General features: G+C 62.0%; 25 protein-coding genes. 9 read left to right on the top strand and 16 right to left on the bottom strand.

Features of this window, described 5'->3' with window-relative positions; genetic code table 11:
- Positions 1–42: 42 nt before the first annotated feature.
- Both FQ746_RS16080 and FQ746_RS16075 read left to right on the top strand, forming a co-directional pair.
- On the top strand, positions 43–501 hold the full coding sequence (locus FQ746_RS16080; RefSeq protein ID WP_144110429.1) for an excisionase family DNA-binding protein: 459 nt from the start codon (positions 43–45) through the stop codon (positions 499–501).
- 3 nt (positions 502–504) lie between these two features.
- Entirely contained in the window at positions 505–1077 is a 573-nt protein-coding gene (locus FQ746_RS16075; protein ID WP_144110354.1) for a PIN domain-containing protein, read from the top strand.
- A gap of 181 nt (positions 1078–1258) precedes the next feature.
- Here the strand turns inward: FQ746_RS16075 and FQ746_RS16070 are convergent, their stop codons facing one another.
- Entirely contained in the window at positions 1259–1585 is a 327-nt protein-coding gene (locus tag FQ746_RS16070) for a DUF4148 domain-containing protein (protein ID WP_144110353.1), read from the bottom strand.
- A 427-nt stretch (positions 1586–2012) separates the two neighbouring features.
- On the opposite strand from FQ746_RS16070, the gene FQ746_RS16065 reads away from it, so the two are divergent.
- Positions 2013–2513, top strand: a complete 501-nt coding sequence (locus tag FQ746_RS16065) for an acyl-CoA thioesterase (protein ID WP_144110352.1) — start codon at positions 2013–2015, stop codon at positions 2511–2513.
- 27 nt (positions 2514–2540) lie between these two features.
- Here the strand turns inward: FQ746_RS16065 and FQ746_RS16060 are convergent, their stop codons facing one another.
- The 8 genes from FQ746_RS16060 to FQ746_RS16025 all read right to left on the bottom strand — a co-directional run bounded on the left by FQ746_RS16060 (position 2541) and on the right by FQ746_RS16025 (position 12132).
- Positions 2541–3989: a sensor histidine kinase gene (locus FQ746_RS16060; protein WP_144110428.1), complete on the bottom strand. Its 1449-nt coding sequence runs from the start codon at positions 3987–3989 to the stop codon at positions 2541–2543.
- 23 nt (positions 3990–4012) lie between these two features.
- Positions 4013–4975 (bottom strand): response regulator, encoded by a 963-nt coding sequence (locus FQ746_RS16055; RefSeq protein ID WP_144110351.1) that lies wholly within the window; start codon positions 4973–4975, stop codon positions 4013–4015.
- 347 nt (positions 4976–5322) lie between these two features.
- Positions 5323–5979, bottom strand: a complete 657-nt coding sequence (locus tag FQ746_RS16050; RefSeq protein ID WP_260854079.1) for a DUF2894 domain-containing protein — start codon at positions 5977–5979, stop codon at positions 5323–5325.
- Positions 5972–6619 carry an OmpA family protein gene (locus FQ746_RS16045; protein WP_144110349.1) on the bottom strand — a complete coding sequence of 216 codons (648 nt, stop codon included), beginning with the start codon at positions 6617–6619 and terminating at the stop codon, positions 5972–5974. The genes FQ746_RS16050 and FQ746_RS16045 overlap by 8 nt, the downstream gene beginning before the upstream one ends.
- Positions 6616–9342, bottom strand: coding sequence for a DUF802 domain-containing protein (locus tag FQ746_RS16040; RefSeq protein ID WP_144110348.1), 2727 nt, complete (start codon positions 9340–9342; stop codon positions 6616–6618). Before FQ746_RS16040 ends, FQ746_RS16045 begins: the two co-directional genes overlap by 4 nt.
- 10 nt (positions 9343–9352) lie before the next feature.
- Positions 9353–10174 (bottom strand): DUF3348 domain-containing protein, encoded by an 822-nt coding sequence (locus tag FQ746_RS16035; RefSeq protein WP_144110347.1) that lies wholly within the window; start codon positions 10172–10174, stop codon positions 9353–9355.
- A 282-nt stretch (positions 10175–10456) separates the two neighbouring features.
- Complete coding sequence (mctP, locus tag FQ746_RS16030; RefSeq protein WP_144110346.1) at positions 10457–11938, bottom strand: monocarboxylate uptake permease MctP; 1482 nt, start codon at positions 11936–11938, stop codon at positions 10457–10459.
- On the bottom strand, positions 11935–12132 hold the full coding sequence (locus FQ746_RS16025) for a DUF3311 domain-containing protein (RefSeq protein ID WP_006049469.1): 198 nt from the start codon (positions 12130–12132) through the stop codon (positions 11935–11937). The genes mctP and FQ746_RS16025 overlap by 4 nt, the downstream gene beginning before the upstream one ends.
- A gap of 249 nt (positions 12133–12381) precedes the next feature.
- On the opposite strand from FQ746_RS16025, the gene FQ746_RS16020 reads away from it, so the two are divergent.
- Complete coding sequence (locus FQ746_RS16020) at positions 12382–13821, top strand: cache domain-containing protein (protein ID WP_144110345.1); 1440 nt, start codon at positions 12382–12384, stop codon at positions 13819–13821.
- Positions 13818–14495, top strand: coding sequence for a response regulator (locus FQ746_RS16015; protein ID WP_144110344.1), 678 nt, complete (start codon positions 13818–13820; stop codon positions 14493–14495). The genes FQ746_RS16020 and FQ746_RS16015 overlap by 4 nt, the downstream gene beginning before the upstream one ends.
- 49 nt (positions 14496–14544) lie before the next feature.
- On the opposite strand, the gene FQ746_RS16010 is transcribed toward FQ746_RS16015, so the two are convergent.
- The 5 genes from FQ746_RS16010 to FQ746_RS15990 all read right to left on the bottom strand — a co-directional run bounded on the left by FQ746_RS16010 (position 14545) and on the right by FQ746_RS15990 (position 20305).
- Positions 14545–15651, bottom strand: coding sequence for a catalase family protein (locus tag FQ746_RS16010; protein ID WP_144110343.1), 1107 nt, complete (start codon positions 15649–15651; stop codon positions 14545–14547).
- A gap of 276 nt (positions 15652–15927) precedes the next feature.
- The gene (locus FQ746_RS16005; protein WP_144110342.1) at positions 15928–17343 is read right to left on the bottom strand and encodes a dihydrolipoyl dehydrogenase; all 1416 of its coding nucleotides are present in this window, start codon (positions 17341–17343) and stop codon (positions 15928–15930) included.
- A gap of 155 nt (positions 17344–17498) precedes the next feature.
- Positions 17499–18761, bottom strand: coding sequence for a cardiolipin synthase (gene cls / locus FQ746_RS16000; RefSeq protein ID WP_144110341.1), 1263 nt, complete (start codon positions 18759–18761; stop codon positions 17499–17501).
- A gap of 153 nt (positions 18762–18914) precedes the next feature.
- Entirely contained in the window at positions 18915–19406 is a 492-nt protein-coding gene (locus FQ746_RS15995; RefSeq protein WP_144110340.1) for a hypothetical protein, read from the bottom strand.
- A 23-nt stretch (positions 19407–19429) separates the two neighbouring features.
- On the bottom strand, positions 19430–20305 hold the full coding sequence (locus tag FQ746_RS15990) for an H-NS family nucleoid-associated regulatory protein (protein ID WP_144110427.1): 876 nt from the start codon (positions 20303–20305) through the stop codon (positions 19430–19432).
- A 235-nt stretch (positions 20306–20540) separates the two neighbouring features.
- Between FQ746_RS15990 and FQ746_RS15985 the strand changes: the two genes are divergently transcribed.
- Together FQ746_RS15985 and FQ746_RS15980 are read left to right on the top strand one after the other, a co-directional pair.
- Positions 20541–20789 (top strand): hypothetical protein, encoded by a 249-nt coding sequence (locus tag FQ746_RS15985; RefSeq protein ID WP_144110339.1) that lies wholly within the window; start codon positions 20541–20543, stop codon positions 20787–20789.
- Between the two features lie 229 nt (positions 20790–21018).
- Positions 21019–21252, top strand: a complete 234-nt coding sequence (locus FQ746_RS15980; RefSeq protein WP_144110338.1) for a hypothetical protein — start codon at positions 21019–21021, stop codon at positions 21250–21252.
- Between the two features lie 73 nt (positions 21253–21325).
- On the opposite strand, the gene FQ746_RS15975 is transcribed toward FQ746_RS15980, so the two are convergent.
- Positions 21326–21676 carry an FKBP-type peptidyl-prolyl cis-trans isomerase gene (locus FQ746_RS15975; RefSeq protein WP_186310757.1) on the bottom strand — a complete coding sequence of 117 codons (351 nt, stop codon included), beginning with the start codon at positions 21674–21676 and terminating at the stop codon, positions 21326–21328.
- 227 nt (positions 21677–21903) lie between these two features.
- On the opposite strand from FQ746_RS15975, the gene FQ746_RS15970 reads away from it, so the two are divergent.
- On the top strand, positions 21904–24579 hold the full coding sequence (locus FQ746_RS15970; protein ID WP_186310754.1) for a ligase-associated DNA damage response DEXH box helicase: 2676 nt from the start codon (positions 21904–21906) through the stop codon (positions 24577–24579).
- Complete coding sequence (gene pdeM, locus FQ746_RS15965; RefSeq protein WP_144110336.1) at positions 24579–25241, top strand: ligase-associated DNA damage response endonuclease PdeM; 663 nt, start codon at positions 24579–24581, stop codon at positions 25239–25241. Before FQ746_RS15970 ends, pdeM begins: the two co-directional genes overlap by 1 nt.
- A 121-nt stretch (positions 25242–25362) precedes the next feature.
- On the opposite strand, the gene FQ746_RS34820 is transcribed toward pdeM, so the two are convergent.
- On the bottom strand, positions 25363–25795 hold a 433-nt coding region (locus tag FQ746_RS34820; protein ID WP_186310753.1), incomplete at its 5' end, for a hypothetical protein.

Below are 25795 nucleotides of genomic sequence, written 5' to 3'. Positions count from 1 at the left end.
CGAATATTTCGATTTAGAATGGCGCGATTGTCAAGGAACGCCATGAACGCCTCTCTCCATGCCACGCAGTTACCTTCCGAACAGGAAGCCGAACTTGCCCGCACCTCGAGCCGCAATCTTTCCGTGGTGTTGTCGAGTCGCGCACAAACGCAGCAATTCGATTTCAAGGACGACAAGGGTAAAACGCGTAGCGTGGAATTGCCCACTTCCGTCGTACGGCTAATCGTGGATGTGCTGGCGGAAATCGGTCAGGGCAATGCCGTATCGATCATTCCCATTCACGCCGAATTGACTACGCAGGAGGCGGCAGACCTGCTCAACGTTTCGCGGCCTCACTTCGTCAAATTGCTTGAGAAAAAAGCGATTCCGTTCAGAAAGGTCAACACCCATCGGCGCGTGCGCTACGAAGATGTGATCGCGTACAAGGATCGAATCGATACGGAGCGCCGTAAAGCTTTGGACGAACTCGCAGCACTGTCACAGGAAATGGGATTGGAATAATAGATGTCGTCTCATTTCACCGTAGTCTATGACGCTTGTGTGCTGTATTCCCAGACGTTGCGCGACCTGTTGATGCGCCTGGCGCTCACTGATCTTTTCAGGGCTCGCTGGACCAGACGCATTCACGATGAATGGACTTGCAATCTGATCGCCAAACGACCGGATCTCGCCCCCTCCAGAATTTATCGCGTCCGCGATCTCATGGATGCGCATGTTCGCGATGCATTGGTCGAGGACTACGAACACCTGATCCCCGCTATCGCGCTACCCGACCCCAACGATGCACACGTGGTCGCGGCTGCCGTGCAATGCCGCGCGGAGCTTATCGTTACATTCAACCAGAAAGACTTCCCGCCCGATGCGTTGAGAAACTACAACGTAGCAGCACAGCATCCCGACGACTTCATTGCCGACCTGTTCGATCTTAATCAGGCCAAGGTTCTGGAAGCGATGGCCGCACATCGGCAGTCTTTAAAAAATCCGCCCAAATCCATTGACGAGTACCTGACCGCTCTATTGGGACTTGGGCTCACGCAGAGCGTTTCCGTCGTTCGACCCTACAGCATTGCGATTTGAGTTGCACGTCGCGCACAAAATTTCGTATCGCACACCAAGCCCCCCCCATACACAACAGCCCCGTTTCACTCAGAAGCGAAACAGGGCTGTCGAAAAACACCAACTTCCAGATCAACTTTTCAACACTGGCAAAACGCGACGACGCTCGAACTCTTCACCGCGCCACCAGTTGACAACTCGATTAACGACCTACGTTCACAACCGGTGCCGAATACGTGCTCACGGTCGAATCAGTGCGATAGCCGGCTTGCGACGAACCATTCGTGGCCGAACCATAACCACTGTTTTGAGCATTGCCATTTTGTGCAGCAACGCGTGCTTCAGCAGCCTGAATATTCGCAGGGTAATCCACGTCGTTTTGAATGGACGGGTTATAGCCGGCTTTTTCCAGTTGAACCAGTTCCTCGCGCACTTGAGCGCGGGTCAACGGTTGGTTCGATTGGGCAAATACGGCGAGCGGAGCGGTGATGAGTGCAGCGATAACAGCAGCTTCGATAAGCGATTTCATGATACCAACCTCAGATTTTGTTTTGTGTCGCGCTGGGAACCGACCGGTTAGCAGCGAATGGCACAGAGTCTAAAATCTTGGTCGATTGGGGTAAACCCCCTATCAGCTAATTCACTGTTGCGTCGATCGTTACAATAATGAAAATGAAAGCTTTGGATTGCCAGACCATCGACATGATGCATAGCGAGTAGTCCACTGCGTTCTGTTGGTTGACCCACTGAGTTAATCCCCCTTGCAATCGACACTTCTCCCCGACGAAAGCACAGCCGTCCATCGTGTCGATGCAACCGGCGCCGCGCTTTGTCACGCGCAGTTTTCACTCCGATAGCCACACGGCCCTAATCCCCAAGAGAATGGAATATGCCTTCCATCTTCGGAGGGCATGTGTGGTTGCCACATGCAACCGTTCCTGCAAAAGGAAAATCGTATGTTGATGCGAGACGCAATCCCCCACGCGCTGAGCCGCGAATCCGTACTGCTGTCGGAAAGCCCGGTTCCCGCGGTATCGCCGAAAACCTTCCAGCACAGTTTCGATATTTATCTGAAAGACTCGAACGCTTTCATGAATACCTATTTCTCGCGCTATTTCGAATGGCAAGGAGTCTGTCGAGAGCGCTGGTTTCATGAATGCATCCACAACGATCTGCTGGGATCGGACGGCATGTTCGTCACCAAACGCGCGCACCAGGAATACGTCCACGAAACGTTTCCGTTTCAACGCGTGGATTGCTTCCTGAACACCGTGCAGGTCAGACATTGCTCGGCGTATCTGCTATTTCGCTTTTGCGTGGACGGTCGCGAAGTGTCGCGCGGCTATCAGCAGATTCTCTATTCCGGACGGGATCGCAAGATCCGGCGCTTTCCGGACGGCATCGTGGAGCGCGTCAAAGAATACGAATTGCCGGTCTCCGCGCTCACCAACGCATGACGACGCTCGCGCATCGTCGTTCACGCTTTAACGGGCTCTAATACTCTGAAGCCGGCGCCGGGCGCGCACCGGCGGCTCGCGCAATGCGCGGTCCGCCGGCGTGCCCGGCGCCGGCAATCGCACGATGAACGTGGTGTGCGAGCCGCGCGTCGATTGACATTCGATCGTGCCGCCCAGCATCTCCGTCGCGCGCCGGCAAAACGCGAGACCCATGCCCGCGCCGCTTCCGTGGCGCTTGGTCGAGAAAAACGCATCGAAGATATGCGGCAGCACGTCGGGCGCAATACCGGGTCCGGTGTCGCGAAACCGCAGCACACAGAAATCCTGCTCCGCCACCGCGCTGATGGTGATGTCGCCCGCGCCGCTCACGCGAATCGCGTGGAATGCGTTTTTCAGCAGATTGAAAAGAACGAACACCAGCAACGTATCCGAGCCCGAAAACCGCAACGTCGCGTCGATCGGCAATACCGTAATGCGCGCGCGCTCGTCGCTGCGAAACGGATAGCGCTCGAGCGCGGTCGTCACGCAATGCTCGACCGCGTGCGGAACGAAACGGCTGCGATCCATGCGATCGAGCGTGAACGACGCCAGCGCCATCTCCACCATCGCACTGGTGCCCGATACCTCGCGCCGGATCGACGCGGCCAGTTGACTGATCCGTTCGGACTGACCGCCATGGTCGCCGTCGGCATAAAGACCGTGCGCGACCGCCATCCGGTAGCCGTCGAACACATGCGTCCAGACGCTGGCGATTTCATCGGCATGCATGCCGATAGTGGCGAGCGGCGTGGCGATCTCGTGCGCGATCGTCGCCGCCAGCGCATAGGGATGAATCAGGTGATACCGCACGATGGTGATTGCCAGCAGCCCAAGACTCAGCGCGATGAACAGAACACCAGGCGGATAGAACGGATAGCCGTAGTTGACCGCGTAATCGACCGCGGCGAACGAATAGAGGCCAAGACTGGCCAGACACAGTTCGAGCCGGCGGCGCGCTTCGCCGCCGGCCGCCTTGCGTGCGGCGATCAGCAGTTGCGCGCTGCGTGCGGACAGCAACACGGTCTGCGCGACGTGCAGAGGATGCAGCGGTCCGGCTTCAGGATAGTAGCCAAAGAAAAATTGCCGGTAGCCGGCAATCACCTCGTGACCGGGGAGCAGCCCGGCAAGCACCACGCACAGGCCGTACGACGCGAGCAGATACGGTTGCTCGCGGCGCCGCGCGGAGACTTCGGTGACGAAGTGATAGAACGTAGTCGGCAGAAACAGAATGAACAGATAGCCGACCCTGACCAGCACGGCGGCGATCTGGGGACTATCGGTCTGGAACAGCAAGGTCCACGTGCCCTGCCACGCGAAGGTGGTGACGCACATCATCAGGAACGGCATGGACAGCCGCGTGACGCCCTGAGTGATGACGACATACAGGCCGAACACCACGAACATGGCCGACACGAACGCCGTGGGAATCGCGTACATGTGGCTCAGCATGTCCGACGGCATCAGGTGTTTTTGTCGTTACGCCATTGTGAGAACGTCGTGACTTCGGAACCGACCTCGGCCGGTTCGATCCGGCTCCAGACGTAGAACGCGTCGTTCCAGCCGGGAATCTGGCGCGGCTTGAGCGTCTTGAACGTGGCGCCCGACCGGTAAGCCATGTCCGGCCAGAACAGCGGCATGCTCTCGCGCGTCGCCATTTGCCGCAACAGTTCGGCGGGGCCGCTTTCGTCCGCGACGATTTCGCCTTGCGAGATCCAGTCGTTCTCCGCCCACGCGACGAACACGCTGGCTTGCCCGCTCCGATCGAACATCAGAATGGCGTTCTGGTCAGGCCGCCAGTAATACTCGACGATGCCTTCGGCCGCGACCAGATCGTCGATGACCTTCTGCGTTCTCGAATCGCAATAGGTCAGCCCGTTTTCGCCGAGCGCCAGCCAGCCGGCTTCGGAACAATGCCTGTTCTTGGCATCTTTCAGAAAATGAACGAGCCGGTTGGCCGAATCCATATCCGTTTTACGCAGATATAAATCGACGATGCCCGCATTGAATGCCTTCACCGCGACGGTTTCGTTCGCGACGCCGGTGAGCAGCACCTTGGCGCAACGCAAATGCGAAATGGATGACAGAAATTCGACGCCGCTCAAACCCGGCATGTCGTAGTCGACGACCACCGCGGCGACTTCCGAGAAGCGCGAGTGGCGCGCCAGCATGTCCCGCTCGGGCGAGGTTTCGACGAGCCGCTCGAAGCCCGGCTCGCTGACGCAGGCCGACGCCGGAGAAAAGCCCAGCGAATGCTCGCGCGCGTGCTGACGAATGAACGCCAGCGCGGTTTGCGGCCGCGTGAAAAAAAGATTCGTGGAAATATCCGGAAAGAAACGGCGCAATGCGTCGAGATAACTATCGCTGTCATCCACGAACACAACCGTTGTCGGATAAGAAACAGGTGGTCTATTAAAGTTGTTCATCTTTTTTTACGTGGTTCGTCACGCCGCCTCTCTCAGCATCAGGCGCGCGGCAGGCTGGCCGCTGGTAAAAGACGCATTTACGTGACGGGGACGCGATGGCCTTCTGTTCGCAAAAAGCAGTCGTCCTGTAGTTTATCGAGGTCGGCCGATTCTCGCTGAGCCATATAGTACAGGGGTATCCGCGCGAAAAGTACAAACTCGCACGGCGTTATTCATGTCGTATGCGGATTGAATTGCAAACGTTGAAACGGGCGATTCAGCCGGCAATCCAGCAGCCTGACGGCGAAGTTAGCGGCGAAATTATTGCCGGATCTGGCGGCAATCTCGAAGCCGACTCGAAGCCAGACTCAGCGCGATTTTCCACGCGCGCTTTTCGCCGGACTCTTCACCGCGTTTTTTACGCTGCTTGCGGCGCGCGGTGTGTCTTTGACCGGCGCAGCCGCGCCGTTGATCTGCTCCATCCACGACAACGCGTCGGTGTAGGCAAGAAAGTGCTTGAGATAGCCAGGCGACAGCTCGCGCATCAGCGACAACGAGCGATGCACGAGACTGCTCGAATTGAGCGGCCCGGCATTGCCCGGCACCTGTTCGAGCGCTTGCTGGAATTGCTGTTCGGCGCGCACGCGCGACCAGACTTCGCGGAAATAATCGAGCGCGGCCAGTTCGGGATAAGCGGAAGACGACGTCGAAGCAGGCCGGTTATTCGCGATGTAGCGGGTCAGGCCTCCAAGCGGGCCGGGACCTTTTTCGTCGGGCGATGCGGGCGACTCCGCGGCAATCGCGTTGCCTGCTACGACCTCTGCATACTCGTCGAGCAGCGTGCTCAACCGCTCGTCGAGCAACCCACGCAGCGCGCCGGTATGACCGGCAGCGCGCCGTTCCAGCGCGTCCATGAAATGAAACCGCACGGGGTCCAGCCGGTCCGCCCCGCACGCGCGCCACGCGTCGAGCCTGCCGCGCGCCGACGCCTCCACGCCCTCTCGCGCGTCGCTGCCGCTATTCACGCGGCTTCCCCGAGGTCGCAGCAGGACGCGGAATCGGCGCGATTTCCACGCGGCGGTTTTTGGCTCGCCCGGCGTCGTCGGCATTCGGGCTCACCGGCTGCTGCGAGCCGAATGCCGCCGCGAAAATCGAGTTACCCGGCACACCGGCGTCGATCAGCGCGCGCGTCACCGTCAACGCGCGCTGCGCCGACAGTTCCCAGTTGTCCGCAAAGCGTCGATTGCCTTCGCGCAACTGCTGGTCGTCGGTAAAACCGCTCACCATCAGGATCTGATCGTTCGCGCGCAGATAGGCGGATAAAGGTCCCGCCAGACTCTTCAGAAGATCGCGCCCCTCGGGCTGCAAGCGATCCGAATTCAGCGCGAACAGTACGTTGCCGCTAATGCCGATGCGCCCGTTGACGAGCGTCACGCGCCCAGCGGCCAGCGGACCGGCGAGCGCCTGCTCGAGCGTCTTGCGGCGTTGCGTTTCCTGCTGCCGCTGCTTGACCTCCTGATCGAGCCGGCTCGACAGTTCGAGTTGCAAGCCGATCACGCTGACGAGTATCAGCACGAAAGCGCCCAGCAGTGCCGACATCAGGTCGCCGAAAACCGGCCAGATGGGTGCCGACGGCTCGACGCCGCCATCGATGTCCTCGCTCATGCCGGCTCGGCCCCCGCCGACGCCGGCCGCCCGGCCAGCTGCTGCAGTTCTTCGACGATCTGCTTCTGCGACAGCATGCTGAGATCGATCACCTCACGCGCCTGCGCGACGTAGTAAGCGAGCTGTTCGTCGCTGCGCGCGAGCGACTTGTCGAGCGCACCTTCGATGCGTTCCAGATGGCCCACCAGCTTGTCGTTCGACTCGCCGAAACGGTGCACCGCCGCGCCGAACGCGTCGCCGAGGCTTGCCACTTCGATCGCGCCGCCGCTGACCTGCACCGCTGCCGCACCGAGCTTGCTGCTCTCGCGCTCGACCTGATCCGCGAATTGCGAACCCACCCGCTGCAATAGATCCGCCGATGTGGCGACCAGCGCGTCGACGGCGCCGCGTTGTTCCGTGGATGCGTGGTTGACGGCGTCGAGCAGCGTTTCGAGCGTCTCCAGCAGACGGCTGCGTTCCTGCAACATCGCGGTGTCGCGGACCATGCTGTCGGAGAGCTTCTGACGCAATTCGGCGACCACTTCGGCCGCGGCTTTCGGCGCCTCCGAGGCGGCCTGCACGAGGCGGCCGATTTCGGCCAGCGTGTCGCTCGCGTGCGCCTGCGTTTGCGCCGAGATTTCGCTCGCGGTGCGCTCCAGCACGTCGCAGATTTCCTGCTGACGACTCGCGGCCTGCGCGCTGGACTGTTGCCATTCGGCGCTGAGCGTCGCGGCCATCGCGGCGAGCGACTCGGTCCAGGCCGTCAGCCGTTGTTGATCGCGCGAGGCCAGATCGGCTTGAAGATCGGCGGCGGCTTGCGGCGCGGCGGCGGCCGCCTGCACGAGCCGGTCGATGTCGGCGAGGGTCTTGCTGGCATGCGCCTGAGTCTGCGCGGCGATGTCGCGCGCGGTTTGCGCGAGCGTCGCAGCCACTTCCTGTTGCAGGCTCGCGCTGCGCTCGCCCGCCTGGCTCCACTGCTCGCTCAGGCTGGTGCCGAGCGAAGCGAGCGTGTCGCGCCATACGGTCAGACGCTCGTCGTCGCGGGCGGCGAGTGCCGTCTGCAAATCCGCTTGCGACTGCGCCACCGTGCCGAGCAATACCGTCTGCGACCGGCTTAGCGTGCCGAGCAATTCCGCCTGCGATGCGCCGACCGTGCTCAACACCTCGGCCTGCGATGCGCCCGCTTTTTCCAGCACCTCCGCCTGCGATTCCTTCACGGCACCGAGCAAGGCGGCCTGCGTCTCCCTGAGCGTGCCGACCAGGTCGGTCTGCGACACACGCAGCGTGTCGACGAGTTCCGTCTGCGACCGGCTAACCGTGCCGAGCACCTCCGTTTGCGACAGCCGCAACGTGTCGACCAGTTCTGTCTGCGACCGGCTCATATTGCCGAGCACCGCCGTCTGCGATGCCCCCAGTGCGTCGAGCAACGTCGCCTGCGAAGCGCTCACCGTGCCGAGCAAGGTCGCGGCATGCTGCCCGAAGCTGCCGGCCGCGGCCAGCAACGCCTGCTCGTTGCGCGCGGCCAACTGCTCGCCGGCGCTCTGCTGACGTGCGAGCGCGTCGTTCCACACCTGCGCTACGCCGTTCGCGGTCGTGTCGAGCCGCGACGCGATGCCGTCCACCAAAGACGTGGAACGTTGCTCGAAGTGTTCCGTGAATCCTTCCAGCGCTGAACGCAGATGCAGCGTCTGTTCTTCGTTTGCGCGATGCTGCCCCGCCAACGCCTGTTGCCAGATCTGCGCGACGCTCGCCGCGCTGCTTTCGAACCCGGTCGACAAACCATCCAGCTGACGCTGCACCGACTGCGTGACGGTCTCCCGCAAGTGGGCCGACTCCCGTTCCAACCCCGCAAGCGTCGCCTGCATGACCGGCTGCAACGCCTCGCTGGCCGCGCGGGCGCTATCGGCGACGCTCTCCTTGAGCGAGCGCTCCACCGACGCCGCCAACCGGGTGTACACCGCCTCGGCCTTGCCATGAAAGTCCGCCTGACTGGCCAGCTGACGTTCGCCCAGCGCGTGATGCTGCTGTTCGATCGCGGCCATCATCGCCTGCAGGCGGTCGACCAGCGTCGGCATCAAGGCGGTTTGCTTCTCCAGAAGCTGGAAGGTCGCGTCACGCTGATGCGCCTGCGAGTAAATCCGCAAAGTCGTGGCGATGCGCACGTCGAGCCTTTGCCCGGCCAGCAGCCGTTCGCGCCGGCACAGCGCGGCCAGCAAGCCGAGCATGGCCGAACCGGCCACGCCGGCAATCGAGGTGCCGAAGGCGAAACCCAGGCCCTTGACCGGCGCGGCAAGCGACGCGCGGATCGCCTGCAGGTCGGTTGCGCTCTCCAGCGCGAGGCCGGTGCCGCGCAAGGTCGCGACCATGCCGAGCAGCGTCCCGAGCATGCCCAGCAACACCAGCAGACCGACCAGATACGGCGCGAGCGCCGGTCCCGGCAACGCCACGCGCTCGCCCTCGACGCGCAACCGCACCGCGTTGCGCAGACTCGGATGCAGCGCGTCCAGCCACACGGCCAGCTTGGGCGCGGGTTGCGATTCGGCCAGACCGTCGACGGCGCGGGCCAGGGTGGCCGTCGCTTCGCTGTAGCGTCGCAATTCGAGCGCACCGGCCACGTAACACGCGCCGATCAGCAAGGTGACGGCGAGCGCCAGCGGATTCGAGCCGAGATACCCGGCGGCGATCCAGCAGATCGCGGCCAGCCCGGCAAAAAACACCACAAATTCAATACGAAATCGGGACATAGTGCGCCAGTTAGCAGGTCCGAAGGGCGGCGATCAGCCCTTCGACCGGTTGAAAACGAACATCCAGTTCGGCGAGCACCACGCTTTGCATGTCCTGGCGGAACACGCTCAGCCAGGCAGTGTGGGCGGCGGCATCGGGCGAGGTCTTGGTGGCAGCGGCGGCCGCTTCATTTGCCGAGACGGCGGCGGGGCCGGCGGCAACCGCGGCGGCAACCGCGGCGGCATCGGTAGCGCCCTCCCCAGCCGAAGCCGCCTTCGCTTCGGCCTGCGCCCGCAACCGTTGAAAATGCCCGGCCAGCAAGCCGGGCACCGTGGCCAGCACGCTCCTTTCGCGCTCGCCCAACGCGCGCTCCATCACCGCGTCCAGCACGGCCAGCCGGGCCAGAGCCGGCGTTTGCGTCGCCAGCATCGCGCGCAGCCGTCCACGCAAGCTGCCAATGCCGGTTTCCATGGTCTGCTGCATCGCCGTGTAGCGTTGCCGGAAAACCGCGTAATCGACGGGCGCCTCCACGGCCGCGCCATGCAACGTTGCGCCGCGCCGGCGTGCGACGGCAAACGCGCTATCGCCGGCGAGCGTCTGTGCAAGCCCGGCGCGCACGCGGGCACATTCGCGCTCTTCCGCACTGCCGAAAGCTCGTGCGACACCGGCGACCGCGGGCGGCGGCCCGCTTAGCGCGGTGGACAGCGCAATGGCGTCGGTCCAGCCGAGCCACTGGCTGAGCCGGTCGGCCAGGGATTGCCGGGATTCGGGCACGTCGGCTTGCGTCAGCCGGGCGAGAAGACGGACCAGCGCCGGGCCGCTGATCGCTGTGCGCTGAGGGGGATGCACCATACCGCCAGAAGCAAAAAAGTCAGCAGTTTACACGGTGGCGCTCCGAAGAGCCGCGGCGTTCCGATTCGAGGGGCGATGTGCGGGGTTGCTCAGGAATGGATGGGCGCGCTCGATGGAGAAAACCGGAGCGCGCCGCAGGGGAAAGACTTGAAGAAAAACGGTGACCTGCCGGGACGGCGCCGCCATCGACCCGGCGGCGCCTGTTCAAACGAACTCAACCCGTTATACGGAGACCACGACGATCAGATCAGACCAGACCAGATCAGATCAGATCAGACCAGATCAAACCGCGACCGCCGCACGGCGCGGCGTCACGATCGAGATCGCCAGACTCACGACGATATTCGCCGCCAGCGCGATGAGCCCGATATACAGCGGATAAACTGCATCGCCGAGGTGCAGCGCGTAGACCGGCTTGAGACCCTGCGAAATCGCGAGGCCGGTGCCGAGCACGATGCCCACCAGCCAGCCGACGAACAGTCCCGGCGTATTGAAGCGCCGCGTGTACAGCGAAAACACGATGGCCGGGAAAATCTGCAGAATCCACACGCCGCCGAGCAGTTGCAGATCGATCGCGTATTGAGTCGGCAGGAACACGATGAACAGCAACGCGCCGAACTTCACCACCAGCGACACCATCTTCGCCGTGGACGCTTCGCCTTCGGGCGTGATCGACGGCGAGACCAGCGGGCGCCACAAATTACGGGTGAACAGATTGGCCGCGCCGATCGACATGATCGCCGCCGGCACCAGCGCGCTGATCGCAATAGCCGCCGCTGCAAAGCCGACGAACCACGACGGGAACAGCGTGTTGAACAGCGCCGGCACCATGTCCGAAGCCGACTTCACGTGCACGCCGGCCGCGATCGCCATATAGCCGAGCAGCGCGATCAAACCGAGCAGCAACGTATAAGCCGGCAGGAAAATCGCGTTCTTGCGCACCGTGTTCGCCGACGAGGACGACAGCACCGCCGTCATGGTATGCGGATACATGAAGGCCGCCAGCGCCGAACCCAATGCGAGCGACGCATACGCGGTGAACTGCGTCGGCTTCAGGATGATGCCGGTCGCGCCGCCCTTCGCCTTGAAATACGTGTCGGCTGCGTCGAACACATGCGCATAGCCGCCGAGCTTCGACGGAATCAGCCACACCGCCGCGATCACGACGATATAGATCATGATGTCCTTCACGAAGGCAATCATGGCCGGCGCCCGCAGGCCGCTCGCGTAGGTGTACAGGGCGAGAATCACGAAGGCCACGATGAGCGGCATTTCGCCGGTCACGCCGAGCCCCTTGATCACGACCTGCATGCCCACCAGTTGCAACGCGATATACGGCATGGTCGCGACGATACCGGTCAGCGCGATGGCCGCCGGAAACCACTTTCCGCCGTATTCGCCCTGCACGTAGTCCGCTGCCGTGATGTGGTTTTTCGCATGCGCGATTTTCCACAGCTTCGGCATCACGGCGAACACGAACGGATAAACGATGATCGTGTAAGGCAGCGCGAAGAAGCCATACGCGCCCACCGAATACACCAGCGCCGGCACGGCGATGACCGTATAAGCCGTATAGAAGTCGCCGCCCACGAGGAACCACGAGATCACCGTGCCGAACTGACGGCCGCCCAGACCCCACTCGTGCAATTGCGTCATGTCGCCGCGCTTCCAGCGTGCGGCGAAGAAACCGATCACCGTGACGAGCACGAAAAACGCGATGAACACGGTCATGGCGACCGGGTTCACGGGAGTCAGATCGTTCATTTAACACCTCGATACACGACGTAAATCAGCAGCGAGGTCAACGGCACCCACAGGAACTGATACCAGTAGAAGAACGGAAAACCGGCAAACGAAGGCCGCGTGTCGTTATAGAACGGCAACCACAACAGCGCGATATAAGGAAGCAACAGAATGAGCCAGAGCCATGAACGGCCGGCGGATGGGGAGGTCTCCACGAACTTCTCCTAAGTCTATTATCGACACCGCGCACCGTGGCTCGTGGCCCGGTGCGGCGGACAACCGGCTGCCGGCTATGAACCGGCAGCCCGTCGCTGGCTTGATGCGCGCCGCGACACGCACCGCGCGCGGGGATGTAGTATTCGCCTTCGTCAGCCACCTTACAAGCGCGCAATTACGTACGTGGGCTACGTAGTTTTACGTAGCCTGCCCGAGTACTTACATCGCCAGCCGGCCGTGTTTTAACGATGAAACTCAAAGCGAAGATCGTCCTGCTGGCAATCGTGCCCTTCCTCGCTGCAATCGCCAGTATCGAAACGGGCGTGCGCGGCGAAGCCACTGCGCTCGCCGAGCGGCAGCATGCGGCCACCCAGGCCGCGTACATGGCGAGCAAGGAAATCGAACTGCGGCATTACGTCGAACTCGCCACCACCGCCATCGCGCCGCTCTACGAAGCGGGCGGCGACGACGCGCGCGACGACGCCTTACTGCGTCTGCGCGCGCTCGACACGCTGGAAAAGATGGACTTCGGCCGCGACGGCTATTTCTTCGTCTACGACCTGCACGGCCGTTCGCTGATGCATCCGCGGGAACCGGATCTGGTGGGCCGCGACCTGTGGTCGTTGCGCGATCCGCAAGGTGCGCCGACCATCCAGCAACTGCTCGCCGCCGCTGCGCACGGCGGCGGCTATGTCAGATATATGTGGCATCGGCCGTCCACCGGCAAGCTCGCGTCCAAACTCGGCTACGTGGTGCCGCTGCAGCGCTGGGGCTGGATGATCGGCACCGGCATCTACCTCGACGACGTGGACAGCACCCTCGCGCAGATCGACGCGGACGCGGCGGCCAATATCGCGCGCACGATGAAGTGGATCGACACCATCGCCGTAGCCGGTTTGGCCGTGATCGCACTGTGCGCGCTGGTGCTCAACGTGACCGAATACCGCAGCGCCGACGCCAAGCTCAAACGGCTCGCGCAGGAAGTGGTCGAGTCGCAGGAGCGCGAACGTGCTCGTCTCTCGCGTGAATTGCACGACGGCATCAGTCAGATGATGGTGTCCGCGAAACTGCTGCTCGAATCAGCACTTGCGCGTTTCGAACGCAGCGCCGTGCGCGAGCCGGCGGCGGAAGCGGCGCTGACGACCAGCCTCACGCGTCTGTCCGACACCTTGCGCGAAGTGCGCCGTATTTCGCACGCGTTGCGCCCTTCCATGCTCGACGACCTCGGCGTCGCGGCCGCGCTGGAACAACTGGCCCGCGAACTCGGCGACGAATCGGGCATCGACATCGGCTTCACGCAAATACTGCATACGCACGCCGCCGTGTTGCCCGAAGCGGTCAATACCGTGCTGTTCCGCATCGCTCAGGAAGCGCTCACCAACATCGTGCGTCACGCCCAGGCGTCGAACGCGTCGCTGGCGCTCGAGGTGTCGAGCGACTCGGTTAGCCTGAGCATCGCGGATAACGGGCGCGGCTTCGACGTCACGCACGCTTTTGTCGGTCGACGTTCGGGCGTGGGTCTGCGCAACATGAGCGAACGCGTGGAAGCACTCGGCGGCAAGTTGTCGCTCAGCTCGCAAACGGGTCACACGCTCGTCACGGCGCGCGTGCCGCTGAGCACGCCGTCGGGTATATCGACGGGCGCGCAGCAGACTTCAACGACTGTCATGCAGGGAATCGAATCATGAACGAAGCTTCGCTGGCCACGCTGCCTTTGGACGGCACGCAGCCTGCCATCGCCCGCCTGATTCTCGTCGACGACCATCCCTTAGTCCGCGACGGACTGCGGGCGCGGCTCGAAGCCGTGCGTCATCTCGACATCGTCGGCGAAGCGGGCAATGCGCAGGAAGCGCTGACGCTAGCGGCACGCGAGGAACCGCATCTGGCGTTGATGGACGTGGGCATGAGCGGAATGAACGGCATCGCGCTTGCGGGGCTTTTTCACGAGCGCTTTCCTGCCATTCGCGTGTTGATGCTATCGATGCACGACAACCTCGAGTACGTGACCCAGGCGGTACGTGCCGGCGCCAGTGGTTATGTGCTGAAGGACTCGCCCGCGACAGAAATCATTCAGGCCATCGACGCGGTGCTCGCGGGCAAGACGTTTTTCAGCGCGGGCCTGGGCGCGCGTCTGATTCAGGCGTCGGCGACGCAATCGCCGGTGGACCGGCTCACGCCGCGCGAACGCGACATTCTCGACGCGCTCGCCGAAGGCCTGTCGAGCAAGCAGATCGCACAGCGCAACGGCCTGTCGGTACGAACCGTGGAGACGCACCGGCTGAACCTGAAACGCAAGCTCGACATCGAAGGCCAGGCCGAGCTGATCAAATTCGCGGTGGAGAATCGACGCACGAGCCGCTGATTGGCTAGCGGCTCGCCGTTACGGCGAGCTGCGTCGAAAACGTTGCGCGTCAATCCGGCAGCTTTTCGAAGCCGCGCGGTTCATGCATCGGGCAACCGTTGTGCTGACCGCGGAAACCCGCCGACATTTCGTACGCCGGTTTACGCGAACGCATCACGCCGCCTAGCGGCCGATGCGCGCTCAACCCGTGCCACGGACTGAATGCCAACTGGTCGTCCACCACGCCGGCACGCGCTTCCGTCCACGCAGGTTGCGGCGCGACGTCGATGCGCGCGACCGTCACGTACGGGCTTTCGTCTTCCGGCCATTTCACCGACGCATCTTCGATCGGCATCTTTTCCAGATCGGTTGCGAGTTGAATCCGCACTTCCCATTGCGCGGATTCCGTCGCGAAGAATTCGTTCACCGCTTCGCGCAGACCGTTCGGTTTTCCATTCACGTTGAGCGGCGCATCGGTCAGCGCGGTCAGATTCGGCGAGACCGGGGCAATGCTCAGCTTTGCATAGTACGGGCCGTAAAGAAACGGTACCGACGTGTAAAAGCTCTCGCCGAGAATGTGCGTTTCGGGGTGACCTCCGAGGCTCTTCAACGTCGCGCTCTCGCCGCCCAGAGCTTCGACGGCGGACTCGGCGCCGCGCAACACCGCGGACAGGGCTTTCTTCATGCCGTGCGCCTTGTCGGTTGTTTTTGCGAGCATCTTCAAGGTACTGAGGAATTTCTTCGGCGTTGCAGCGCCGAACGCAGGCGCATTCTGCATGACGAAGTCTTGCGTGACCGCGCCTTCGCTGCCGGGCAAACGCTCGCCTTCCACGCCGATAATCTTGACCGCGAGGCCGCGCGGCGTGGACACGCTGTCATCGAGAATATCGCCAGGGTTAGTCGAGAAGCGAAGCACGACGGGGAGTTTGCCTGCGCGTGCGAATGCGCCTTGCGCGTAAGCAGGCGGCAGGTTGTCCAGCACCGTCAGTTCGCCTTGCAGCAGGCCATGGCTTTTTGCATGGACGCTGCGCACGGCATGGCCATAGTCCTTGTAGGTCGTTTCGATAATGCTGTGCAGCGTCTCGACCAGTTCGCGGGTCGTCTCGGCTTCATCATCGGGAATCTGCTCAAAGGACGGTTCGAAACGCAAAGGCTGGATCGACAGAGGGTCGGTCATTTTGATCTCCGGCTAACGGTTTTTGTGGGGATATCGCAAGGGCCGTTGGCACGGCGCGATACACAAAACCGACAGCAAGCAGTGTTCCTTCGCAATCGACGAACTATTTCCGGCGCTGGCGCCGTCAGATTAGCGTCGGTCTGGTTTGCCGCTTGCACGACCGCCGCCATACCGAAGAGATCGGTCGCGACAATCCGATTCTATGTGGATGAAGCGACGAGGCCTGCACATTATGTGCAGGCCTCCAATCACCTGACTCGCCGTTGTTTTCGAAAATCAATCCGGTCTGAAAAGCTCGAGCTCCAACCCCTGCTTCGATCCGCCGGTTTTCGATACCGCATCGCGCAGCGCGGTCTGAAGAAGCTCTTCTACCGTCGGGTGATAGAACGGCATCTGCAGCAGCGATTCGGCCGTTTCCCCACGCTGTATGGCCAATGCGAGCAGATGCGCGAGATGCTCGCCGCTACCGGAAAAAACCGCAGCGCCCAGCAGTTTGCCCGTCTCGGGCTCCGCATAAAGTCGCACTACGTTGTCAGGCTGCTGCGCAATACTCGAACGCGCATTGCTGTCGGCTTTGCTTTCCGCGACGAGCGTACCGGCGGGAAGTTTGTCGAACGGACACCCAATCGCGCCGATATCCGGATTCGTGAACGCGATAGAAAGCGGCACACGACGTTTCCACCGATCGTTGGTGTGATGCCGCGCGGCGTTCCATCCGGCGATGCTGCCTTCGTCGGCCGCTTCATGCTTTAGCGGCCGCTCGTTGTCGACGTCGCCAGCAAGATAGAAGTTCGAATCGCCGATCCGCATCGTCTGCGCATCGAACTCGACTTTGCCGTTTTCATCGACATCGATACCGGCATTGTGCAAGTGCAGTTCCGCAAGCGTCGAGCGGCGCCCCAGTGCAACGAGGACACTTTCGACTTCGGCCCGTCGTTCTTCGTTCTCGCCTGACAGCAGTTCGAATTTGCCGTTGCCATGACGTTTGACGTGGACCGGCGCGTCCAGCCAGATCGTCAATTCACGGCCGAGACTTCGACGCGCTGTCGACGCAATCAGCGGATCGCGGATGCCACCCACTATGCTGCTTTTGTCCGCGCCCGTTACACGGACGCCGAGGCGACTCAGCGCCACGCCCATTTCGAGGCCAATAGCACCGAGGCCAACGAGGCCGATGCTCGACGGCAGCGTATTCAGATCGAACAGCGAATCGGTCGTCAGGACTCCGTCGCCCAACGTTTTGTACTCATCCGGCAAGACCGGTGTCGAGCCCGTTGCGATGACAATCGCTCGCGCGCGAACCAGCTGGGCGCCTACCTGAATTTCATTTGCGCTGACAAGGCGAGCGTCCCCGGGAATGAATCCTTCGGCGGCCAGTTCGAGGGTTTCTTTCGCCATGGCGTCGGCCGAGCGATCACGGACTTCGCGTGCCTGTTGCCAGAGCCGGCTCGCCAGTTCGGCTCTCCGCGCTGCGGGCATCGCGTCGTCGAGAGCCGCCGCCGTATGGATCAATTCGCTGGCGTGCAGCACCGCTTTGGAAGGAATGCAGCCGACGCGCGCACACATGGTCCCCAGTTCGCCACGTTCTATCAGCACGAAGGATTTCCCCGCGGCCTTCACCTGCCGGAGCGCGCCGAGCCCCGCCGTGCCCGCGCCGATAATCGCAACGTCGACTTCGATGGTTTTTGGCATGCGTCCGAACCCTTCCCGACAGGTGCACCGCCAGCAGGAGATTCCGGGATGACCTCCACCGACTGAAGCAGCACATACGGCTCTGCTAGCAGGATTCGTACCGCCCTCGTTTCAGGCGCATACGGGGGTTAGTCAGCGCTGCCGCTGTGCAGACGTTACAGTTGGGTGTCGAGTAGCGGAACGAATTTTTCGAGCAGCTTTTCCGTGAACGGACGATGCTCCCAAATGTCGAGCGTGATCTGCTCGGAGCGGCGCAGGTCGTCGGCGAAGGTCGCCGTTTGCTGCTTCGCGAAGTCGCGATCGTAGATGTTCAGATTGGCCTCGTCGTTCAGCTTGAAGGAACGGCTGTCGAAATTGGTCGACCCGACCGAGACCAGGTACTCATCCACCACCAGCAATTTGCAATGGAACATGGTGGGCTGATACTCGAATATCTCCACGCCCGCTTTCAGCAAATCGCCCCAACAGGCGCGCGATGCTTCCCGCACGGTGTGGGTGTCGATACGTTTTCCCGGGGTGATGATCTGTACTTTTACACCGCGTTTGGCAGCTTCGACAATGGCATTGATAGTCAGCTTGTCCGGCACGAAATAAGCGCTGGCCAGGTGGATGGTATGCGTGGCCGCGGTAATGGCCATCAGGTACATCAACTGCATGTCGTCGCTGCCGCCGGAAGGCGAACTGCTGAACATATGAGCGAGACCGTCGCCGTCCGGCTCGATATGCGGAAAATAGTCGGGACCGTGCAGCACGTTGCCGGTGGCCTTCACCCAGTTGTCCATGAACACGGCCTGCATATGCCCAACCACCGGCCCCGACACGCGAAAATGCGTGTCGCGCCAATGCTTTTCATTCTGGGCGTGACCGGTCCATTCAGGTGCAATGCCTACACCGCCCGTAAAGCCAATATGCCCGTCGATGACGAGCAGTTTGCGGTGGGTACGGTCGTTCATTCGACCCAGTCCGGTCCAATGCGGCTTGTGATATTGAATGACTTCCGCACCGGCGTCGCGCAGCATATTCAAATAGTGCTTGTCCATTTTCGACGAGCCGACCCAGTCGAGCAGAACATGCACCGCAATACCTTCGCGTGCTTTATCGGCCAATGCACTGGCAATCTGCTCGCCGATTTCGCCGGACCAGTAGATGAAGGTTTCGAACGTAATGGTTTTACGCGCGGAGCGAATGCCTTCGAGCATCGACGGAAAGATGCGGTCGCCATTGAGCAGCATTTCGAAGCGATTGCCGGAGATGACCGGCGGTCCGAGCAGCAATCCCATGGAGCGCAGGAATTGCGGATCGTCACTGGCATACAGCCGGTCGATCTTATGTTCGATCTTCTTCTCGCCCGTCGAAAGATTGGCGATCAGCAGAACGATAACGAGCGTAACGATGGCGGTAATTGAAATAGTCAGCATGCGCGGCCTCGATGCGAATCGCGAGGACGCGCTCGCGCGCCCTGCATGGATAACCATGAATCAGCCGGGTGCAGAACGCAATGCGCGTGCCTGTTGCGGACCGCGCATTGCTGCCGGTCGTCTGTGGCACGACTGCTCGTATAGAAAGCGCAGCTATCGGACTAGCGAGAAGGCTTCCCGAATGGCGATTTCACCCGCGCCATAAACGCCGACGACCGTGTAATCGGAGGCGACGCATTCGAATGTAGCGCCATCGAATGTGATGACGAAATGGCGTTGCGCGACCGTTGCCGCGACGTGAGCGAGTGCCGAGATCTCCGCTGCCAGAGAAGAATTCACGACCTCATGGACCGAATAAGCGCTCAAACCCGACTCCGCGAGCGGATGGATGTCGAGATCGGACTCGCCCGGCGGCCCCAGACGATGAAATACGGTGTCGGGAAAGAGCACCGCGCAGAATGGATCGTCGTCGGGATCGAACGGGCCGAAGCGATCGAAATCCGCTTCTGCAATCGGATAAGCCAGAATGACCCGACGATCGCTCGTCACGATAAAAGGTTCGGCGGCGTCCGCCGCCGGATGAGGAACATCGTCCAGCAGGACGACATGATCTTCCTGCTGGCGTGACTCGCTGTAACTCGTCATCGACTTCGACACTCCGCGTGGGCTTACGCTTCTGCGGGCGCGGCGGCGGCAGCTTGCGGCGCGGGTGCGGCTACCGGCGTGCTGGCTGTTTTGGCAGCCGCCTTACGACCCGGCGCCTTCTTCGCCGGGGCTTTTTTGGCGGCGGGCTTCGTTGTGCTTTTCTGCGCAACCACTTTCTTGACGGCCGCGACTTTCTTAGCCGCTACTTTCTTGACTGCTGCTTTCTTCGACGCGACTGCCTTTTTCGCCACGACTTTTTTAGCCGCGGCTTTCTTGCTGACTGCACCGCTCGTGGCCGACGCTTTTGCCTTGCCGGCCTTGGCCGCGGACTTTGCCGCGGATTTGACATCCGTCGCAGCAGCCGCAGCGCTATCAATCAGGAAACGCGTGCGGTCTTTGGCCGAAGCGAGCCATGCCGGCGCCGGACCACGGCCGCTCCAGGTCGCGCCGCTTTTCGGGTCGCGGTACTTGGGCGGTTGTGCGCCTTTGGGCTGGCCGGTACCACGCTTGGTGCCGGTTGCGGTTTTGGCCTTGGTCACCACGGCCCTGGCTGCGGACTTCAATTCACTCGCACCATCCACCAGGAATTGAGTACGGTCTTTTACGCTGGCAATCCAGCCCGGCGCACGGCCGTGGCCGGTCCAGGTGGCGCCGGTTTTGTGGTCGCGGTACTTGACCGTGCCACTCGATTTAGCGCTATGACCGGCGACTTTGACACCCAGGCCTTTTGCCGCGCGTCGCGCTTTTGCTTTGGCCTCGATATCTTCGGTGGTCAATCCATGCTTGATCATCAAGTCGCGAATCTGGTCCACCGCAGCCTGCGCTTTTTTTGCCAGGAGAACATCGGCTTGCGCCTGGAGCTTCTTAAGCTTTGCCTGAATTTGCTCTAAAGTGGGCATGGTGTTCCTCCTAGTGTGGTAATCGCTCGAACTATGCCATGAATAGCAGAAGAAAAGCACATTCCGTCTGTTACTTCTTGTATTAAACATCGTGTTGCGTTGCTTTCAGGGGAGTACTGATTCAGTCTTCTCGCGATTCGCTCCCGGCTCTCTCACTTCTCGTGTTCTTTCTCGCTATTGAAATAACCCGGAATGGCGCCCACATCCGGTGGACTCACTCCAACGGGACTCTCAAATGAAAGCTGGTTTTATCCAATCCGTTCTGGCCGCGCTGGCATTCAGCGGGGCGGCACTCGGTACCGCACACGCGGCAGGATGCATGAAAGGCGCGGTAGTCGGTGGGGTCGCCGGTCACTATGCCGGACATCATGCGGTTGTCGGAGCAGTAGGCGGATGTCTGGTGGGACGGCATATGGCAAAAAAGCATGCGCAGGAACAGGCGGCCCAGGCGCAAGCCGCGCAGCACCAGGCGGCAATGCAATAGCGCGGCCTGGGTTCTTCTCTCTCTTCATGAGACGCCTGGGTAACCGGCGTCCTTCTGCTTTAGATCTGCGACAAACGGACAGCAGGTATTAACTGTTATTACTTGCGGCGGTCCAATGCTCGTCTATCCTTCGTTCCGACGGAAGCCATTCGTAATGGCGTCGCGGCAAAGAGGCCGCATCGTCATTGCGACCCTCGGGGCAACGCACCACCTTGCAAAGGATAGTGTCATGAAACTCGATCGCCTCAGAGAAAACATCACGCCGGAACGCCGCAAGATGATCAATAGCAAGCTTCATGTGTTGCTTGCAACGGTCGGCACACTCGCTTCGGTAGTCGGAATCTGCATAGCAATAGACGGCGGACTGGAGTTCAACCGAACCAAAGTATTCGTCGGTGTGGGACTGACCGTGGTGTCGACCATCGTCTATATCGCCATGCTTTTTACGCCAGCCGAAGAATAAACAGTCGAGAAAAAGCCCCGCTCGAGAGAATCGAGCGGGGCTTCTTTTCGTGCGCGCTACTGGCTAACAGGCCTTATTTGACGATCGCAACCAGTTCGACTTCGAATGTCAGATCGCTATTCGGCGGAATGGTGCCGACACCGCGATCGCCATAAGCGGTTGCCGCCGGGCAAGTGAGTTTAGCCTTGCCGCCAACCTTGATCTTCTGCACGCCTTGCGTCCAGCACGGAATCACACGATTGAGCGGAAACGTGGCCGGGCCGCCGTGTTTGTCCGAACTGTCGAACTCGGTGCCGTTGGCGAGCGTGCCGCGGTAATTCACCTTCACGACATCCGTCGCGACCGGTTGGGGACCCGTGCCCTGCGTCAGATGTTCGACGACGACGCCGGACGGCAGCTTTTCCGTGGCGGGAGCGGCAGCCATCGCCGTCGACGAAAGAGCAGCGGCGGCAATCAAAGCAACGATGGATTTCAAAGCGTGTCTCCAGATGGATAGAGCGGCTGATTGTAACGGATCGATCGAAACGGACCTCCTCCGTTTCACGGTGAAGTGGCTCCGGTGGAGGTAGGCACGAGTAGTGCGGGCGAAGCTTGCTGAACCACTCCCCCATTCGAGCGGTCCACCTGAATAACCCGCCCCTGGCACTTCCAATGACCGAGCCGGCCCGACCTGACGATTCCGACGATAGTGAAAACAGCGAAACCGGCACGACTGCGGCTTCGCCCGTGTCGACACGCCGCACACCGCGTCCGCGACGTATTCCGCGCAGCCGCGAGAAACAGGCCCGCCTCGACGCTCGCGGGCCGGGCTTCGAAACCATTCCGTTCGCGATCGACGAGAGCATCGCTCAGCGTCCGTTTGCCGATCGGCTAACGGACTGGTTTCACGCGCGCCAGTGGGAACCGTTCGAGTTTCAACGCGAAGTGTGGAAGGAAATCGGCCGCGGCGCGAGCGGTCTGCTCCATGCAACGACGGGTGCGGGTAAAACCTGGGCTGTCTGGTTCGGCGCGCTGGCTGCGTTCGCGAATGCGCCACCATCGAAGTCTCGCGGCCGGGCACCGGTGAAACCTCGCACGCAGCCGGAGCCGCTCACCGTCCTCTGGATCACGCCGATGCGCGCCCTCGCCGCCGATACCGCGCGCGCCTTGCAAAGCTCGGCCGTCGAACTCGCGGTGCCATGGAGCGTAGGACTGCGCACCGGCGATACCGGTTCGGCCGAACGCGCGCGGCAAAATCGCCGGATGCCCTCTGCGCTCGTCACGACACCGGAGAGTCTGACACTGATCCTCACGCGACCCGACGCGCGCGAAGTCCTGGCTCATGTGAGACTGGTGATCGTCGATGAATGGCATGAGTTGCTCGGCAACAAACGCGGCACCCAGACCCAACTCGCGCTCGCCCGGCTCGCGCACTGGCATCCTGCGTTACAGGTGTGGGGATTGTCGGCGACGCTCGGCAACCTGCCCTTCGCCGCCGACGTATTGCTCGCGCCGGTCAATACGCCGCGCGCTAACGTGCATGGCGCCCTTCCCAAAGCGCTGGTCGTCGACACGATCATCCCCGAGACTATCGAGCGGTTTCCGTGGGGCGGTCACGTCGGCATGCGCCAGGTTGCGGCGGTGGCCGACGCGATCGGCGAGGCGCAAACGTCGCTCGTGTTCACCAATACGCGCTCGCAATGCGAGGTCTGGTATCAGGCCTTGCTCGAAGCGCGCCCGGAATGGGCCGGTCTGATCGCGCTGCATCATGGCTCGCTCGATCAGCAGGTGCGCGAGTGGGTCGAGCAGGGTCTCAAGAGCGGTCTGCTGAAGGTGGTCGTGTGTACGTCGAGCCTCGACCTCGGGGTCGATTTTCTGCCGGTGGACCGGGTGTTCCAGATCGGTTCGCCGAAAGGGGTGGCGCGTCTGATGCAACGTGCGGGACGCTCGGGTCATGCGCCGGGGCGGCCATCGCGCGTGACTATCGTGCCCACGCATGCACTCGAACTCGTCGAAGCGGCGGCCGCGCGCGAGGCCGTCGAGCAGCGGCAGATAGAAGGCCGCGACACGCCGGAGAAACCGTTCGACGTGCTGGTGCAGCATCTGGTAACGGTCGCGATAGGCGGCGGATTCGATCCGCGTGAGCTCTATGACGAAATTCGCGGCACTTATGCGTACCGGCAATTGACCCAGGCGGAGTTCGACTGGGCACTCGGATTCGTGGAAGGTGGGGGCACGGCGTTGCGGGCTTACCCGGACTATCATCGCGTCGCGCGTGAAACCGATGGACTGTACCGCGTCCCGCGCGAAGATCTGGTCCGCCGGCATCGCAACAACATCGGCACGATCGTCGCCAATGGCACGCTGAACGTCGCGTATCTGTCGGGCGGGCGGATTGGCGCGATCGAGGAATCGTTCGTGTCACGCCTTAAACCCGGGGATATTTTCACCTTCGGCGGCCGCGCACTCGAACTGATTCGCGTCCAGGACATGACGGCATGGGTACGGCGCGCGACGTCGTCGCGTGGCGCGATGCCGCAATGGGCCGGCAGCCGGATGCCGCTGTCTTCCGAACTCGCCGATGCCACGCTGACGATGCTGGCGCGCGCCGCCGACGGCATCTACGACGAACCGGAAATGCGTGCGGTGCGGCCGTTACTCGAATTGCAGCAGAAGTGGTCGGCGCTGCCTGAGCCCGGGGTGCTCGTGGTGGAACTCGTGAAGTCGCGCGAGGGACACCACTTCTTCTGTTACCCGTTTGCCGGACGGACCGCGCACGTGGGTCTGGGCGCGTTGCTCGCATGGCGCGTCGCGCGCGAGCGTCCCGGTACTTTCTCGATCTCCATGAACGATTACGGCTTCGAGTTGTTGTCCGCGCAACCGTTCGATTGGGCCGCGGCACTCGAAGGCGGTTTGCTCGCGCCCGAGGAACTCGAACACGACATCGTCGCCAGCCTGAACTCTTCCGAACTCTCGATGCGGCGTTTTCGCGAGATCGCACGCGTGTCGGGCCTGGTGTTTCAGGGGCATCCTGGACAGCAGAAGAGTGCGCGTCAATTGCAGGCGTCGAGTGGACTGTTCTACGAGATCTTTCGCAATCACGACAGCGGTAATCTACTGCTCGGTCAGGCCGATGCCGAAGTGCTGCTGCAGGAACTCGACGCCCAGCGTATTCGTATCGCGCTCGAGCGGATGAACGCGAGCCGCGTCGTCATCATGCGGCCGAAGAAGCCCACGCCGTTCGCGTTTCCGCTGATTGTCGGACGCCTGCGAGAAAAGATCAGTACCGAGAAGCTCGCGGATCGGGTCGAACGGATGCTGGCCGAACTCGAAAAGGCGGCGCGCTGATGAAGGCCGGTTCCTTGCCCGTCGAGGTAGCGGGTCATCCCGTGGTGTTGTCGAGTCTGCGTGCGATGTTCGATCCGGCGCTGCGCTGTCTGTTCGTCGCCGATGCGCACTTCGGCAAGGACGCCGTGTTCCGGGCACGCGGCATTCCGGTCCCGGTCGGGTCGACCGCCGACAATCTCGCGCGGCTCGATAGACTGATTGCCGGGTTCGAACCGGACTTGCTGGTGTTCCTCGGGGATTTGCTGCATGCGCGCGAATCGCATGCGCGGGAGACGCTCGATGCTTTGCACGCCTGGCGCGCGCGGCATGCGTTGCTGCGGATCGTGCTGGTCGAGGGGAATCACGACCGGCATGCGGGCGCGCTGCCGGAATCGCTCGGTGTGGAGCTGGTGCAGGAACCCTGGCGTATCGGACCGTGGGCGTTGTGCCATTACCCGCAGCGGGTCGATGACGCCTATACGCTCGCGGGGCATGTGCATCCGGTGTATCGCGTGTCGACGCGGAGCGATTCGGTGCGCGTGCCGTGTTTTCGCTTCGGTGTGCATGGTGGGGTGCTGCCGGCTTTTGGCAGTTTTACGGGTGGAGCACGGGAAGATGGGTGGGTGACGGGAGAAAAGGTTTTTCTCGTGGCGCAGGAGCGGGTGTTTGAGGTTGTGCGCTGAGGGGAGGTTGGTTCTGGTTTGAGGGTGCTGGTTGGTTGGGTTGGTTCGGCTGAAAAAAATGCCCCCGGTTCGGACGATGTGTTGTCCTTGCCGGGGGCATTTTCGTTGGCGCTGGGGAGAGCTAAGCGCAAGCGCTCCCTGGCCGCGGAATGCAGGCGGGTTTAGTGCGAACCGCCGCTGCCACCACCGCCACCACCGCCGTTACCGCCACCACCATTTCCACCGCCGTGGCCGCCACCATGGCCACCACCGCTGCCGCTGCCATGGCCGCCGCTGTTGCCGTGACCACCGCTGCTGCCCGGGCCGCCGCTGCTGCCTTGGCCACCGCTGTTGCCCTGGCCGCCGCTGTTGCCCTGGCCGCCGCTGTTGCCCTGGCCGCCGCTGTTGCCATGACCGCCGCTGTTGCCATGACCGCCGTTGCTGCCTTGACCACCGTTGCTGCCTTGGCCACCGTTGCTGCCTTGGCCACCGTTGCTGCCTTGGCCACCGTTGCTGCCTTGGCCACCGTTGCTGCCTTGGCCACCGTTGCTGCCTTGGCCACCGTTGCTGCCTTG

The sequence above is a fragment of the Paraburkholderia sp. BCC1886 genome (genome assembly GCF_900996245.1).
Taxonomy (GTDB): Bacteria; Pseudomonadota; Gammaproteobacteria; order Burkholderiales; family Burkholderiaceae; genus Paraburkholderia.
This window is presented reverse-complemented; position numbering and strand designations above follow the sequence as displayed.